We start from the raw sequence: 16,278 nt of genomic DNA on the forward strand, positions 1-16,278 counted from the left end.
GATTGATATAAACAAAAAATATTTGATTTTCTTTTATTTATTTTACATTTTGGTTAAAAAATAATAATGCCATATTGTTATTTAAAATTATACGTTTTTTTTAGGTAAAATAATGTAAGTAAAAAAATGAATATACATTTAGTAAAAATATCCTTCTTTTTTTCTTTTTTTTTGGTTAAAATATACTTGACTATTACAGAAACATAAAGGAGAAAAATCATGAAAAAGACATTATTAATAACTAGCTTAGTTGCATCAATGGTTGTAATGGCTGGAACAACTGGATCAGTTGAAGGGTATAACGAAAATGAAGCTACATTTGTAAAAGGTGCAAAACCAACTTTCGTAGCTAAGAAATTAGGAGTTAAAACAGAAGTTAAAGTAAATGAAACAGGATTTAGCTTTGGTGGAGAATTTAAAGCTGAAGAATTAGCATTAGGTGGAGTTAAAAAAGCTAATTACTTAGATCATTCAAACGTATGGGTTAAATATGAATTACCTGAATTAAAAGGAGTTAAATCATATGTTAAAGCAACTGTAAGTCCTAAATTTGCTGAATTAGAAAAATTAGAAAAAGCAAATAATGAAGAAATAAAAGTTAAAGAAGATAAAGGTAGTGCAGAACTAGAAGGACAAGTAAGTTACAAATATGGTGATTTTACATTTGGTTTAAATTCAAAGACTAACTTCCCATTAAGTAACAAGGAATATAAATATCCGGCAAATAGTACTGATCCAACATATGATGGTACTGTTGAATATGGAAAATTAGTTAAGTCAACTCACAAAGTATTTTTAGAAAGTGAAAAAGATAAAGATGTACTTGTTAAAGGATTAAAAGACGTAAAAGCAAACGTTGAAATTAAACATAACTACGCTAAAGGAGTTATAGCTGGAGAAAGAGTAGATTCTGTTAAAGGGAATGTTGAATTAGCATACGATGGTATTAAAGATTTAAGAATGGACGGAAAAATTGACTTTACTGTAAACGTAAACGGTCCTAAAGAATTAGGTAATACTAAATTAGGTGACTACAATTTAAAAGATCTTGAATTAGGTGGAGAATTAAGTAAGGAACCTGTAGATTTCGTTCATACTTACAATGCAAAATTAACTTACACTGGTGTTAAAGGATTAACATTGGCAGTAGCTCCATTTGTAAGTCACATAAAAAAAGTTGATACTGATATCTTAATGTATGGGTCATCATTGAATGCACAATACAAGATGTTAAATGATCAATTAACATTAACAGGTAAAGCTCTATTAGAAAGAGATAGTGTTCTTGAAAATGGAGCAAATGTACAAAATTCAGGTGTAGTATCATTAGGAGCGAACGCTAAATATGATTACAAAGTATCAGATAAATTCACAGTAAGCCCAGAAGCAGATGCTAAACTAGACTTATTAATTGCTAATCACCAAACTGTACCATACTGAAAAACCAACTTTCGTAGCAAAGAAAACAGGAGTTAAAACAGAAGTAAAAGTAAATGGAACAGGATTTAGCTTTGGTGGAGACTTTAAAGCTGAAGATTTAGAATTAGGTAAAGTCACAAGAGCTAACTACTTAAATCATTCAAGTGTATGGGCTAAATATGAATTACCAGAATTAACTAAAGGACTTAATATGTATGTTAAAGGAACAGTTAATCCTAAATTTGACACAACACCTGAATATGAATATGTTCCAAAAGAAGATGATTTAAAAGCTGAATATAATACATTATTAGGTAGTGAAACTGTTGCTGCTAAGATAAATGAAAAATTAGTTGAAGTAGCTAAAGGATATAAATTAAGTGATACAGCAATTGCTACAATTAAGGCTTCTGATACAAAAGATGCCCAAGTAGCAGCATTAGCTAAAGCAAGAATAGACGCATTAAAAGCAAAAAATGCAGAAGTTAAACCAGAAGATAGAGGTAATGCAGAATTAGAAGGACAAATAAGTTACAAATATGATGTATTAACATTTGGATTTAATTCTAAGACTAACTTCCCATTAAGTAACAAACAATATTCTTATAAATTAGCAAATTATGATGCATCAAATCATGGAATTCGTACAATTGAAAATGTAGAAGATTATGGTGCGACAGTTAAATCAACTCACAAAGTATTTGTTGAAAGCGAAGAAGGAAAAGATGTATTCGTTAAAGGATTAAAAGACGTAAAAGCAAACGTTGAAATTAAACATAATTACGCTAAAACAGTTACAAAAGCTGGAGAAAGAGTAGATTACGTTTCAGGTCATTTAGGTGCAGCTTATGATGGTGTAAAAGACTTAAGATTAGAAGGAGCATTTGACTTTAAAGTAAATGTAAATAAAGCTGTAAAATTAGATGATGGAGACTTTAAAGATACAATAGGAGCATACAGATACTCAGATACATATGACTTTAAAGCAATATATACAGGAGTTAAAGGATTAAAATTAACAGTTAATCCATTCTTAGGACACTATAACACAGCAATTACACCTACACGTTCAGATATATTAACATACGGTGTAAACTTAGAAGCTGAATACAAGATGTTAAACGATAAATTAACATTAACAGGTAAATCTAAATTACAAGGAGCTTCTTTATTAGTAAGCGATATACCAGCAGTAAATTATGGTAAATTTGATTTTGATGTAAATGCAAAATACAAATATGATATAAATGAAAAATTCAATGTAACACCAGAAGCAACAGTACATCTTGGATTAAATACATTACAAGGAGTATTAACAGGTGCAGAATTAGTATTAACACCAAAAGTATCAGCTGAATACAAACCAACTGACACATTAACATTAAAAGGTAGTGTAGAAGCACCAGTTAAATTTAAGACAGTTGGAACAGAATTTAAGTATACAGATACTCAAGTTAAGACAAGCTTAAACTTAAAATATGAATGGAAATAGTTATCAACACGTTTGATATATAATTGTTTTTTCTACCCCTTGGGATTAGTCACCCGAGGGGTTTTTGAATGCTATAAACAAAAATATTTGATCCCCTTTTATTTATTTTACATTTTGGTTAAAAAACGATAATGCCATATTGTTATTGAAAATTATACGTTTTCTTTAAGCGAAACAATACAGGTTAAAAAATAAACATACATTTAATAAAAAATTTTTTTTTTTTTTTTTTTGGATAAAATATACTTGACTACTATAGAAATATTAAAATATTTTTTTAAAAAGGAGAAAAATTATGAAAAAGACATTATTACTAACTAGCTTAGTTGCATCAATGGTTGCAATGGCTGGAACAACTGGATCAGTTGAAGCATATAACGAAAATGAAGCTACATTTGTAAATGGAGCACCAAAACCAACTTTCGAAGCAAAGAATGTAGGAGTTAAAACAGAAGTTAAAGTAAATGGAACAGGATTTAGCTTTGGTGGAGACTTAAGAGCTGAAGACCTTAAATTAGGTGAAGTTAAAAGAGCTGACTACTTAAATCATTCAAGTGTATGGGCTAAATATGAATTACCTGAATTAACTAAAGGGCTTAATATGTATGTTAAAGGAACAGTTAGTCCTAAATTTGCAGATAAAGACACAAATGAATATAAATTTGATGGATCAGCAGAACTTGAAGGACAAGTAAGTTACAAATATGATGTATTAACATTTGGTTTAAACTCAAAGACTAACTTCCCATTCAGATTATCAGAAAGAAATACTGATTACGGAAAAGATGTTAAATCAACTCACAAAGTATTTGTTGAAAGCGAAGAAAAGAAAGATGTATTCGTTAAAGGATTAAAAGATGTAAAAGCAAGTCTTGAAATCAAACATAACTATGCTAAAGTAGCTGCAACACCTGGAGCAAGAGTAGATTATGTTAAAGGAAATGCAGAATTAGCATATGATGGTGTAAAAGATTTAAGAATCGATGGAAAAGTTGACTTTACTGTAAACGTAAATGGTCCTAAAAAATTAGATAATGTTAAACTAGGTGACTACAACTTAGAAGATCTTGAATTAGGTGGAGTAGTAAGTAAGATACCTGTAGACTTCGTTCATACTTACAATGCAAAATTAACTTATACTGGTGTTAAAGGATTAACATTAGCAGTAGCTCCATTTATAAGCCACAGCCAAATAAAAAATACAGAATTGAAATTTAATTTATTAGGAGAAGAACGAAAGTTTGATAAAACTACTCTTACAGCACTTAATAATATTAATACTGCTTTGAGATTTGATAACGTAATGTATGGAGCATCATTAAATGCACAATACAAGATGTTAAATGATCAATTAACATTAACAGGTAAAGCTCTATTAGCAGGAGATAGTTTATTTATAAATGGTTTAAATGCAGGAAATTTAGGTGTAGTATCATTAGGAGCAAATGTTAAATATGATTACAAAGTATCAGATAAATTTACAGTAAGCCCAGAAGCAGATGCTAAATTAGACTTATACATTGTAAGTCCAACAACTGCACCATTATTAACATTAACACCAAAAGTATCAGTTGAATACAAACCAACTGATACATTAACATTAAAAGGAAGTGTAGAAGCACCAGTTAAATTTGGACCAACAGGACAAGATACATTTGGATATCTACAAACACAACTTAAGACAAGTTTAAACTTAAAATATGAATGGAAATAGTTATCAACACGTTTGATATATAATTGTTTTTTCTACCCCTTGGGATTAGTCACCCGAGGGGTTTTTGAGTGTTATGCATATAAGAAAACTTTAATATGATTGATAAAAAAATAAAAAAAGTTAAAAAATGTTGTGCCGTAAAAAGTGAATAAATAAACAAGAAAATAAATGCAGTATTATTCTAGTTAAATATTAAACAAAAATTTAACAAAAAACTTCTTTTTTTTTATATTTTTTTGGCTAAAATATACTTGACTACTATAGAAATATTAAAAATTTTTTTAAAAGGAGAAAACAATTATGAAAAAGGCATTATTACTAACTAGCCTAGTTGCATCAATGGTTGCAATGGCTGGAACAACTGGATCAGTTGAAGGATATAACGAAAATGAAGCTACATTTGTAAAAGGTGCAAAACCAACTTTCGTAGCAAAGAAAACAGGAGTTAAAACAGAAGTTAAAGTAGAAGGAACAGGATTTAGCTTTGGTGGAGACTTTAAAGCTGAAGACCTTGAATTAGGTAAAGTTACAAAAGCTAACTACTTAAATCACTCAAGCGTATGGGCTAAATATGAATTACCAGAATTAACTAAAGGACTTAACGTATATGTTAAAGGAACTGTTAGTCCTAAATTTGCTGAAGATTTAGATTATACATCAGTTCCAGAAGATAATAAATTAAAGGAAGATATTAAAAAAATATTAGGTACTGAATCAGATAAAGTTAAGGCAAATAAAGTATTAGTTAAATTAGCTAAAGAAAAAGGATTATATGATGCAATTGCTACAATTAAAGATACTGATGAAATAGATGCTCAAGTAACAGCATTAGCTACTGCAGAAAAAGCAGCAATAGAAGCTGCAAATCAAAAAGTTAAATCATATGATAGAGGTAGTGCAGAATTAGAAGGACAAGTAAGTTACAAATATGATGTATTAACATTTGGATTTAATTCTAAGACTAACTTCCCATTAAGTAACAAGACATATAAATATGGAACTGTAGATCTTAAACCAATATTTGATGTTGCAGAAGACTATGGTGCAACAGTTAAATCAACTCACAAAGTATTTGTTGAAAGCGAAGAAGGTAAAGATGTATTCGTTAAAGGATTAAAAGATGTAAAAGCAAGTCTTGAAATCAAACATAACTATAAGAAATTAGTTACAACACCTGGAGAAAGAGTAGACTATGTTAAAGGAAATGTTGAATTAGCATACGATGGTGTAAAAGACTTAAGAATAGATGGAAAAGCTGACTTTACTGTAAACGTAAATGGTCCTAAGAAATTAGGTAACATTAAATTAGGTGACTACAACTTAGAAGACCTTGAATTAGGTGGAGTAGTAAGCAATATGCCTGTAAACTTCGTTCATACTTACAATGCAAAATTAACTTACACTGGTGTTAAAGGATTAACATTAGCAGTAGCTCCATTTGTAAGTCACAGTCAATTAAAGATTGGTAATCTTTTAGTTCCAGCATTAGGACATACATATTTATTAGATAAAGATTTAAATAATGCATTTGCTGCATTACAATCATTAAAATTTGATAACGTAATGTACGGAGCATCATTAAATGCACAATACAAGATGTTAAATGATCAATTAACATTAACAGGTAAAGCTCTATTATCAGGAGATAGCTTGTTCGTATGTGGAATAAATGTAGCAAATCTAGGAGTAGTATCATTAGGAGCAAACGCTAAATATGATTACAAAGTATCAGATAAATTTACAGTAAGCCCAGAAGCAGATGCTAAATTAGACTTATACATTGCAAGTCCAGTAACTGTACCATTCTTAACATTAACACCAAAAGTATCAGCTGAATACAAACCAACTGACACATTAACATTAAAAGGAAGTGTAGAAGCTCCAGTTAAATTTGGACCAACATTAGATGGTAAATTTGGATATCAACAAACACAACTTAAGACAAGCTTAAACTTAAAATATGAATGGAAATAGTATTTTAAAGGGGCTGTTGCAAAGTGACTAATTTTTATTGAAATTTTTCATTTTGTTAAGCTTCTATCAAAAAATCTCTCAAATTTTTGGGAGATTTTTTGTTCTATATATTTTTATATATCAAAAAATTAAGAAACTTTATTTATGTCATTTTTAAGCTTCTTTTTTCAATTCATGTAAAACATTTCCTATTTTTTTGTTTTTCTTTTTCAGTATATGCATTTTGAAATTGTAACCCAGTAATAGGAAACCTATTTCTCTTTCTACATTTTCTTTACCTCTAACTTTTAATTTACGGAATTTTAAAGTTTCTTTTATTAATCCAAATGACCCTTCTACTTGAATAGATCTATTCATTCTTAATTGCTTTCCAAATTCACTGCAAATATTTTCTTTAGATTGGTTTGAATATTCTTTAAATTTGTAATTATACCAGATATTTTTATCAGTTTCTGGATTGTAATACAACTTGTAGTTAATATTGTTTTTTAATCCATATCCTACATATTTTAATTCAAGTCCGTCTTTTCTTGTAAGGGTATTTGTTTTAGCATGATATATTAAATTTTCTGGTCTATTTAAATCTTTTTGGAAATTTCTAGTTTTGCTTTTTTCATATTGTTGTGGCTTTATATACGGTATTAGATTATTATCCTCAATATATTGATAGTTTTCATAGCTTTCATAACCAGCGTCAGCAACTATATTTTTCAAGTAAAAATCTTTTGCTTTCAAATCAACTAAAAAAGGAATAAGTGTCTTAATATCTGTAGGATTACTAAATACTTTGTAATTTAATATTAATTCACTACAAGTTGCAATTTGTAAATTATACCCTGGTTTAAGTTGACCATTTCTCATGTAATCTTCTTTCATTCTCATAAAAGTAGCATCATGATCAGTTTTAGAATAACTATTTCTATCTTTACATATATCTAAATGAATATCATATTTAATGCAAGTATCTAAATAGCTTTTAGCCTCTTCCATGTACAAAATTTATATTTTTGTTTTCTAGGAAATGTATAAGTTCTTGAATAGAGTTAAATTCTCTAGAATAATATACATTAGCTTCAAAGATTAAAGCATGAATTTTTTCATTTAATTTTTCATAATTTTTAAGAACAGCTTTTTTCCATACGAATGTATATTTATTTGCGTAGGCTTCTATTTTAGTACCGTCAATATATATATTTTCAGAAGTAATATTATTTCTTTTCATAATTATTTTAACTATTTCAGTAAAGATATCTTTAATAATTGGATTGCATTTAGCCATAAATCTACTAATAGTTGTATGGTCTGGTGCTTTGTTATCATCAAGAAGATACATGTATTTTATATTTTCTTTACATAAAGTTTCAATTTCTCTAGTAGATTCAATTTTATTTGAAAAAGCATGAATGATAACAGCTAAAAGATTTAATGGATGAACCTTTGTTTTGTGTTTAAATAGGTTGTAAAAGGAATTTAATTCTGCCTCCTCCAGAATATTTTTTAGTTCCACTACAGGATCATCATTACAAATATTATAGTGTATCATATTGAAAAGTTTTGGTGTCAAGTAAAAGTGATTTTGTCGCAAAAATTCAATTTTATTAGCCTTGTTTTTTAAGCAGGGCTTTTTCACCTTTTTTAGATTTCAATTTATTTAAATAAGCTTGATAACTTGCTTGTTTCCAAGGGTGATTAGCTGGTGGGCGATATATCTTTCTCTCTTTTTTAGGCTCTTCTTGTATGTCTAAATCAAATTCTTTTGAATTAACTTCTTTTTCATCTATTTCTATTAAGTTGTATACTTTATCTTCAACTAAAATTATTTCTTCTTTATTAAATATTTCTAAAAACAATACTTTTGTTTTTGGCTTTAAATATACTTTTTCTAAATTTTCATTGATAGGACAGTATTTCTTTTTGTTAAAATGTATTATATTTCCTCTATCAATAGTTCTCTCACAAACCTTTGATAAATATATATTTATCTCTTCATCAGTAATATTTTTTTCGAAAATACTTTCGCTTGTTTTAATATTGTAATCAAAAATATTACATAATTTTTTTAAATATGGTATGATGAATTGGTTAGCTTCTTCAATAGTCGTAATACCTGCAATTTTGAAGTCTATAGGTATTCTTAATTGAAGTGTGTGATTTAGCCTTTCAACGCGTCCTTTTGCTTCGGCTACGGAGGTTGTTTCGATTTTGACTCCTAACTTAAAGCAAGCGTATGAAAAATTAGTCATATACTCTTTGTCTATTGGAGAGTCTTTTCTTTTATACTCAAATACAGTTCTCTTATCAGTCAAAAACTTATGTGGTATACCGTATTCTTTTAATATTTGATTAAATACATTGTAATAACCGTTTAATGTTTCTTCTGTATCAAAATATGCTCCTACAATCATCTTAGTACTATCATCTATAGCAACATGTAGATGAGTTTTAATACCACCAAACCATTCATAAGAAGAGGCATCCATTTGTATTAATTCACCTGCATATTTTACTCTAGGTCTTGTAGGATGTGTTTCAAATCTTTCAAGTTCTTCAACTTTCTTCTCAATTTCTTTTCTTTCTTCAGAATTACTATTGTCTTTAATCTTGTTTTTTAACATTTCTTTAAGTTGTCTTTTGTTTTTCTTAGTAGCACATTTAGAAATTAAATAGTTTTCTTTTAGTATTGTGTGTATAGTGGTTGTACTTATTTTGATTTCATAATTTTCAGCTAGAAGATCTTTTAAATGTTTAACAGATAAAATCATAGATCCTTCATTATATTTTTTAAAAAGCTCAATAATTAATGATTTAATATTATCAGGTGTTTTAAATTTAGAAGGGACCCCTCTATTTTTATGAGCAAATGCATCTTTACCTTTTTCTTTATATGCTTTAACAAGTCTTTGAACAGTTCTCAAAGAACAATTTAATTTAATAGCACATCTTCTTTTATTTCCATTTGTTTCAACTAACTTTTTAATAGCTTCATACTTTATGTTTTCATTCATAGATAATTCAATTCTCCTCATCACTTTAGTCTCCTTTAATTATTTAAGAATTATATTATACAGCATATCTTAAATAACTAAAATGACATAATTACTTTTATCTTACCTATGACAATATCACTGTTATCTCACAAAACTCGGGGGAATAATATTTTAAATATTGACAAAATAAATGGGGGGGTATAATACAATATATTATAATTTTTTAAAAAAATTAGAAAAAAGATAAATGTAATTTATGAAAAAAAGAATAGAGATAATTAAAGCATAAGAAATAAAAATATATAAGGAGATAATAATATGGGTTTGGGGGATTCTGTATACAGGGCAATGATTGAAACTCTTGTAAAAAAGGAGATTATGCTAAAGTTGCAGAATTAAAATAAGGAGAAGACGATAGATATTAATAAAAATTATTAATAAAATAAGAGTAAAAGGAGGTGAAAAAAATGTCAACACATATATTTCAATGCAAAAAATGTGGATTAGCTGTTCAAAAAGAAAATTTTAGTTATCCGAGTGGTACTTGTCCTAATGGGGGATTTCATGATTGGGCTCATACAACAGTATAATTTTTTATAACCTTAGAGTTAGTGATATCTAAATCTAAGGTTATTTTTTATATAATTATATATAATATTAGGAGTGGTTATGAATAATTTATATGTTAATTGGTTTGATTTATATAAATATAAAAATGAGTTTATTTTAAATAAAGGGTTTAGTCTTGTTAATCCTTTTTAGTTTTATAGAGATTTATTTCCTTTAGGTAGTTTACAAAATAAAGATGAAAGTTTTAATAATAAAGGTAATATTGTTGGTATTAGTATTGATAAAAATGAAAGAAAGAATAATAAAAGATTTATTGTTTTTGATGATTTTGAAAATTTAGAAAATTTAGTTAATGTTGGGTTTGTCAAGTAAATTGTGTAATTTTTTGGGTAAAAATAGGTCTAGTTATAATGCTAGATTTTTATTTGCTATAGCTAATGATATTGATTATGTTGTTGAAAATAGGGAGTGTATAATAAAGTGTGTAAATTATAAAATAATTTATGCACTTTATTTTTAGTATGACGGGCATGTCATCAATCTGTGGTTAAAGTCCACGTAGGGCGTAATTATCAACGAACCTCATAGCAATTCCCAAGGTTTGTATCGCGAGGTATAGACGAGAAGAAGGGATAGCGAAATTGTAGCCTGACGAACAGAAACCTAATACGAAGGCTTGTATGGTGGATAAGCGGGCCTAAAGTCGTGAAGTCCAAAAGATAATCGTAACCCATATAAGTAAATTAGGCAGGTATACAAGGGAAGATTGATGACTTATCCCGTGAGGTCTCACTAGCGAAGTAGTAGTAACAACTAATAGTGAGAAGTCTGCAAAATCCATAGTAGTGTTGAAATCCTTGTAATGGGGGTGGAGCGAAGGGCTGAATAATTCAAAGTCAAATAGACTTGCAAAAGTATGTATCCATATCTGACAAGAGAATAGTACCAAAGACGTAACGGCGAGAAATTTTCATAAGAGGTAGGAGTATGAGGATACAGAGCATAACAAAGAAAGGAGACAATCCAAATGGCAGAACTACTAGAACATATACTCAACAGTGGAAATATGCTTGTAGCACTAAATAAAGTAAAAGCAAATAAAGGTGCAGGAGGAGTAGATGGAATATCTACCAAAGAAATAGACCAATATCTTAAGGATAACTGGTCAGAAATTAGAGATAAAATTCGACAAAGAAAGTACAAGCCTAAACCTGTTAGGAGAGTAGAAATACCTAAACCAAATGGTGGTGTACGTAATCTTGGAATACCAACAATAGTAGATAGAGTAATAGAACAAGCGATTGCACAAGTACTAACGCCGATAGCAGAACCACACTTTAGTGACAATAGTTACGGTTTTAGACCAAATCGCAGAGCACAGCAAGCGATAATAAAATTACTTGAATATTTTAATGACGGAAAGGTCTATGTCGTAGATATTGACCTAGAGAAATTCTTTGATAATGTTCCACAAGATAAACTCATGACCCTAGTTCATAATCTCATAAACGACCCAGACACAGAATCTCTAATTAGGAAATACCTTAATGCAGGAGTAATGATAAATGGTAAATGTGAAGAGACAACTAAGGGAACACCACAAGGAGGGAATCTATCACCACTTTTAAGCAATATAATGCTGAATGAATTAGATAAAGAACTAGAGGCAAGAGGATTAAACTTTGTAAGATATGCAGATGACTGCATAATTACAGTAAGAAGCAAAGCATCAGCTAATAGAGTAATGGCGTCAGTAACAAAGTGGATAGAAAAGAAACTAAGACTAAAAGTGAATGCAACGAAATCTAAAGTCACAAATCCAAGGGAATTAAAATATTTAGGATATGGCTTTTGGAAAAACAAAACAGAATGGAAAGCAAGACCACATGAAGATTCAGTTAAAAGATTTCAGAGGAAACTGAAACAGTTAACAAAGAGAAGTTGGGCAATACCAATGACTTATAGAATCAATAGACTGAATCAAGTAATTAGAGGGTGGATAAACTATTTTAGGTTAGGAAATATGAAACGTACATTGAGAAGGATAGATGAACGACTTAGAACAAGAATGAGAATAATTGTATGGAAACAGTGGAAAACAAGAGAAAAGAGAATATGGGGTCTTCGAAAACTCGGGACACCAATGTGGATGGCAAAACAGTCAGCAGGATTTGGAGACCATTATCAATCGGTAGCCAAAACAAGAGGATTATGCCATATAACTAAAGAAATCCTCGCAAAGCGAGGACTTCAAAGTTGTTTGGATTATTATTTGAATTAAACCGCTGTATGCCGAACGGCACGTACAGTGGTGTGAGAGGGGCTACATTTTAGTCCCTACTCGATTTTTTTTTTTTAGTACACTTGATTTCTCATAAATTCTCTTCTACAATATGTTAATTTTTAGGCGGGGCGGGAAGGTAGAGAATTTATGAGGAAAAAATTATTGATGATAATTATTGCTGTTTTACCGATACTATGTTTTGGTGAACTTTCAGTTGATACAACGTTGTATTTTAATAAAAAGATAGGTAAAACGGAACATATACTTAAAAATTCAGTTAAATTTGAAAAAGAAAATGCTGTATTAGGTATTGAATTAGATACGTATAAGCAGAGGAGTATTCTAAGCGGATATATTGGTTATACAACTAGTATAGATAAGTTAGCAATTACTAATGCAGTGGGGTATAAGTCACGGGGATATTACAATTTAAATGTGAAATATATGGGATTAATTAAACCGTATATAGACTTAAAGGTGTATCCGTTTGATGATGCTTGTATAGTTGAGTTAGGAACGGCTATGGAGAAGAAAATAGAGGACACAAACTTAGAATTAAGTTTAAGTACTAGTATTTTAAAGAATAGAAAAATATCAAAAGTAGGTACAAATGTATCTCTTAAAGTCTATAGAGAACAAGATTTATCTAGTAATATTAGGGCTAAATATGGAATTAAAGCTATGCTGGATAATTCAAATCCAAGTTTAGCTATATTTTATGGAATTAGTATAAGATAATGTAAAAGAAGCTCCGCCTAAAAAGAAAATATGACAATAATACTGTATGAAATTCTATGTCATTTAGGGTTGAAATTTAGGGGTAGAATCTGTATGATATTTTAAAGGGAGGGAATAAAATGAAGAAAATATTTTTTATAATCTTTTCATTTATTATTATCTTACTAGCTTTAGTTTTTATTCTTAGAATATATAATGACCATAAGTATAAAGATATCGGTGTTTTAAATTTCCCTAAATATTATATGGATGTTACTAATATAAGGCTATATCCTACAGATATTGATGGAGTTGATGTAACTTATGTAGATGAAGGTAGAATGCAAGGATTTAGATTTGTACCTAAGAAAAAATTACATAAGGGTCTTGTAATTTGTTTTGGAGGTTCTGAGGGAAGTCCAAATTTTGAAAATGCTAAGATATTAGCAAAAGAAGGCTATGAAACCTTTGCTCTATTTATGTTTGGTATGAAAAATCAAAAACAGACTTTGAGAAAAATTCCCTTAGAACAATTTGAAGATGTTATCAATTATATAAATAAAAATATAAAAGACAATAAACCGATAAGTGTTTTGGGAGCGTCAAAAGGTGCAGAATATGCCCTTAATTTGGCTAGCAAATATCCTGAAATAGATAATCTGATTTTAATATCGCCTTCATCATATAATTTTGCTGGTCTAGATTTTAAAGATTATGGTTCATCATGGACATATAAAGGAAAGGAACTTCCATATATAGATATAAGAAGAACATCATTAAAATCATTTTTTAAAAATATTTTTGTTCCATGTATTATTAAAAGTCCTATTAGCTATAAAGAAACATATAACAGTGCAATAGAAAAAGACTCAACAAGGCAAGAAAAATTAATACCAGTTAAAGACATTAAGGCAAATATATTAATGATTGTAGGTGAGGATGATTTAATGTGGGATAGTCTTGCCATGGCAAATAAAATAAAAGAACAAAACTCTAAGGCAAAGATTTATTCATATAAAGGAGCTGGGCATATATTTATTGGCAATGGTGTTTTAAATTTAGGAAAAATTATAATTGCAACAGGTGGAACAGCTGAAAGTAATGATAAAGTGAAAAGCGAATCAAGAAAAATTATTGATGACTTCTTAAAAGAAAACCATAAATAGAAAATTGTTTGGATATTTAAGGACGGTAGAAAATCAAATTCTATCGTCTTTTTGCTTTAATAAGAAAGAAGTTCCGCCTAAAAAGGACTGTTAGTCCTAAAAATTGTTAAAGATTTTGATAGTGAATTTGAAATTTAGAGAACACTTTTAATTACTACATTTGTTTGACGAAAGATTTATATGGAAGTGATAAACTATGCAGAAATTAAAGCTCTTGCTACAAGTTATTCAAAGGTAAAAGAAAAAACTTAAATACTTGATGTGAAGAAAATAAGAATGAGAAAGTTAAATGAAGCAAAAAAGGATATTGGGTATTTAGAGTTTAAAGTGTAATGTGATTATCAGAAAACGTAGAAAAGTAATTTTGGTCAGAGTAATATTATAACTACTCTGGTTCTTTTTGTTTTTTTGAAATTATGTTATAATTTGTTAAATAAAAAACTATAATGTGTTATTGAAACTTTTTATAAAAAAAAGAGAAGGATAAAAAATGAACAATATAATTGATGAAAAAGAATTGATTGAAATTGTTGAACAGGCATTATATAACAATGAATTAGCGATTTTTGTTGGTGCTGGACTTTCTATAGATGCTGGATACTATGATTGGAGAAGGTTATTAGAAAAACCTGCAAATGATTTAAAATTAGATATATCAAAAGAAAAGCATGATTTAATTTCTTTGGCACAGTTTTATTGTAATAAAAACAAAAGAAGTGCCATTAATGAACTTTTATCAGCTTCATTTTCTTCTAATAAAAAACCAACGGAAAATCATAATATATTATCACAGCTTCCAATTTTTACATATTGGACAACAAATTTTGATACGTTAATTGAAGATGCCTTAAAAGAAAATAATAAGAATGTTTCTGTCAGAAAGTGTGATAATGATTTACAGCTTTCTTATAAAAATTATGATGCTGTTGTATATAAAATGCATGGAGATATTCAGAATCCAGCTGAGGCAGTAATAACTAGAGATGATTATGAAGAATATGGAATTAATAGCAGAAAATTATTTAGAGATGTTTTAGAAGGAAAATTACTAACAAATACTTTTTTATTTTTAGGATTCAGTTTTAGTGACCCTAATTTTAATTTTGTGCTTAGCAAAATGAGAGTTTTACTAGGAGATAATAACAGACCGCATTATTATGTACTAAAAAAAATTACTAAACCTAATAAAGATAAATTTGAAGACGAAAAAGAATATAAAAAAGCATTAGATGAATACGAATATGATACAATTAAACAAAATCTTGAGATTGCAGATTTAGGAAGATATGGAATAAAAATATGCTTGATTGATAGTTATGAAAAAATCACGGAGATATTAAAAAATATATTAAATAGATATAAAAGAAAAACTGTGTTCCTTTCAGGGAGTGCAGAAACTTATGCTCCGTTAGATACACAAGTGGCTAAGGATTTTATCAGGAAATTATCTCTTGAACTTGTTAAGAATGGTTATAAAGTTGTTAATGGATATGGATTAGGTGTAGGGACTTATGTAATAAATGGAATTGCTGAATATTGTTATAACGACAGTAACATTAAAATTGAAGATAGATTAAAACTAATGCCATTTCCATTAAGTGCAAAAAATAATGAACAACTTCGGGCAACTTGGAGAAAATATAGAAAAGAAATGATTTCTCAATGTGGCATAGCAATTTATATGTTTGGCAATAAAAAAAAGGATGGAAAAAATATTAATGCTAATGGTATAAAAGAAGAATTTAATATTGCTGAATCATATCAATTAGTGAATATACCATTAGCATTTACTGGGTCTATGGCTCAGAAATTATATTCTGAAAATGGTGATATGGTTGAAAAAATTTTAAATAATGATGAAATTGAGTATATTACTAAATTTTATGATATAGACACTAATGTTGATAAAATAATTAAAATGATAAATAGACTTAACAATAAGGAGGAATGTTAAT

Annotated in this window: 10 protein-coding genes and 1 pseudogene; 9 read left to right on the forward strand and 2 right to left on the reverse strand. The window is 28.6% G+C overall.

What is annotated here, in order from left to right:
- Positions 1-219 precede the first annotated feature (219 nt).
- From VC03_RS00330 to VC03_RS00345, 4 genes are all read left to right on the forward strand, one after another.
- Complete coding sequence (locus VC03_RS00330) at positions 220-1,440, forward strand: hypothetical protein (RefSeq protein WP_046328150.1); 1,221 nt, start codon at positions 220-222, stop codon at positions 1,438-1,440.
- Positions 1,412-2,911 (forward strand): TonB-dependent receptor, encoded by a 1,500-nt coding sequence (locus tag VC03_RS00335; RefSeq protein ID WP_046328151.1) that lies wholly within the window; start codon positions 1,412-1,414, stop codon positions 2,909-2,911. Before VC03_RS00330 ends, VC03_RS00335 begins: the two co-directional genes overlap by 29 nt.
- 295 nt (positions 2,912-3,206) lie before the next feature.
- Complete coding sequence (locus VC03_RS00340; RefSeq protein WP_046328152.1) at positions 3,207-4,625, forward strand: hypothetical protein; 1,419 nt, start codon at positions 3,207-3,209, stop codon at positions 4,623-4,625.
- A 300-nt stretch (positions 4,626-4,925) separates the two neighbouring features.
- The gene (locus tag VC03_RS00345; protein WP_046328153.1) at positions 4,926-6,599 is read left to right on the forward strand and encodes a hypothetical protein; all 1,674 of its coding nucleotides are present in this window, start codon (positions 4,926-4,928) and stop codon (positions 6,597-6,599) included.
- Between the two features lie 153 nt (positions 6,600-6,752).
- On the opposite strand, the pseudogene VC03_RS00350 reads toward VC03_RS00345, so the two are convergent.
- A pseudogene (locus VC03_RS00350) lies at positions 6,753-8,142 on the reverse strand (transposase).
- Between the two features lie 55 nt (positions 8,143-8,197).
- Positions 8,198-9,625 carry an ISNCY family transposase gene (locus VC03_RS00355; protein ID WP_052727635.1) on the reverse strand — a complete coding sequence of 476 codons (1,428 nt, stop codon included), beginning with the start codon at positions 9,623-9,625 and terminating at the stop codon, positions 8,198-8,200.
- A gap of 428 nt (positions 9,626-10,053) precedes the next feature.
- Between VC03_RS00355 and VC03_RS06840 the strand changes: the two genes are divergently transcribed.
- The 5 genes from VC03_RS06840 to VC03_RS00375 all read left to right on the forward strand — a co-directional run bounded on the left by VC03_RS06840 (position 10,054) and on the right by VC03_RS00375 (position 16,277).
- On the forward strand, positions 10,054-10,176 hold the full coding sequence (locus VC03_RS06840) for a hypothetical protein (protein WP_257719620.1): 123 nt from the start codon (positions 10,054-10,056) through the stop codon (positions 10,174-10,176).
- A 1,007-nt stretch (positions 10,177-11,183) separates the two neighbouring features.
- Entirely contained in the window at positions 11,184-12,437 is a 1,254-nt protein-coding gene (ltrA, locus tag VC03_RS00360) for a group II intron reverse transcriptase/maturase (RefSeq protein WP_046328154.1), read from the forward strand.
- Positions 12,438-12,587: 150 nt separating this feature from the next.
- Complete coding sequence (locus VC03_RS00365) at positions 12,588-13,178, forward strand: hypothetical protein (RefSeq protein WP_144406220.1); 591 nt, start codon at positions 12,588-12,590, stop codon at positions 13,176-13,178.
- Between the two features lie 119 nt (positions 13,179-13,297).
- Positions 13,298-14,323: an alpha/beta fold hydrolase gene (locus tag VC03_RS00370; protein ID WP_046328156.1), complete on the forward strand. Its 1,026-nt coding sequence runs from the start codon at positions 13,298-13,300 to the stop codon at positions 14,321-14,323.
- A 490-nt stretch (positions 14,324-14,813) separates the two neighbouring features.
- On the forward strand, positions 14,814-16,277 hold the full coding sequence (locus VC03_RS00375) for an SIR2 family protein (protein WP_046328157.1): 1,464 nt from the start codon (positions 14,814-14,816) through the stop codon (positions 16,275-16,277).
- Position 16,278 lies beyond the last annotated feature (1 nt).

Origin of the sequence: Sneathia vaginalis, from assembly GCF_000973085.1 — a bacterium.
In the GTDB taxonomy this organism is placed as follows: Bacteria; Fusobacteriota; Fusobacteriia; order Fusobacteriales; family Leptotrichiaceae; genus Sneathia; species Sneathia vaginalis.

Bases quoted from the DNA above. Each gene is read 5' to 3' on its own strand.
- VC03_RS00375 (WP_046328157.1), top strand. From the start codon at position 14,814: ATGAACAATATAATTGATGAAAAAGAATTGATTGAAATTGTTGAACAG.
- VC03_RS00330 (WP_046328150.1), top strand. From the start codon at position 220: ATGAAAAAGACATTATTAATAACTAGCTTAGTTGCATCAATGGTTGTA.
- ltrA (WP_046328154.1), top strand. From the start codon at position 11,184: ATGGCAGAACTACTAGAACATATACTCAACAGTGGAAATATGCTTGTA.
- VC03_RS00365 (WP_144406220.1), top strand. From the start codon at position 12,588: ATGAGGAAAAAATTATTGATGATAATTATTGCTGTTTTACCGATACTA.
- VC03_RS00370 (WP_046328156.1), top strand. From the start codon at position 13,298: ATGAAGAAAATATTTTTTATAATCTTTTCATTTATTATTATCTTACTA.
- VC03_RS06840 (WP_257719620.1), top strand. From the start codon at position 10,054: ATGTCAACACATATATTTCAATGCAAAAAATGTGGATTAGCTGTTCAA.
- VC03_RS00345 (WP_046328153.1), top strand. From the start codon at position 4,926: ATGAAAAAGGCATTATTACTAACTAGCCTAGTTGCATCAATGGTTGCA.
- VC03_RS00340 (WP_046328152.1), top strand. From the start codon at position 3,207: ATGAAAAAGACATTATTACTAACTAGCTTAGTTGCATCAATGGTTGCA.
- VC03_RS00355 (WP_052727635.1), bottom strand. From the start codon at position 9,625: ATGAGGAGAATTGAATTATCTATGAATGAAAACATAAAGTATGAAGCT.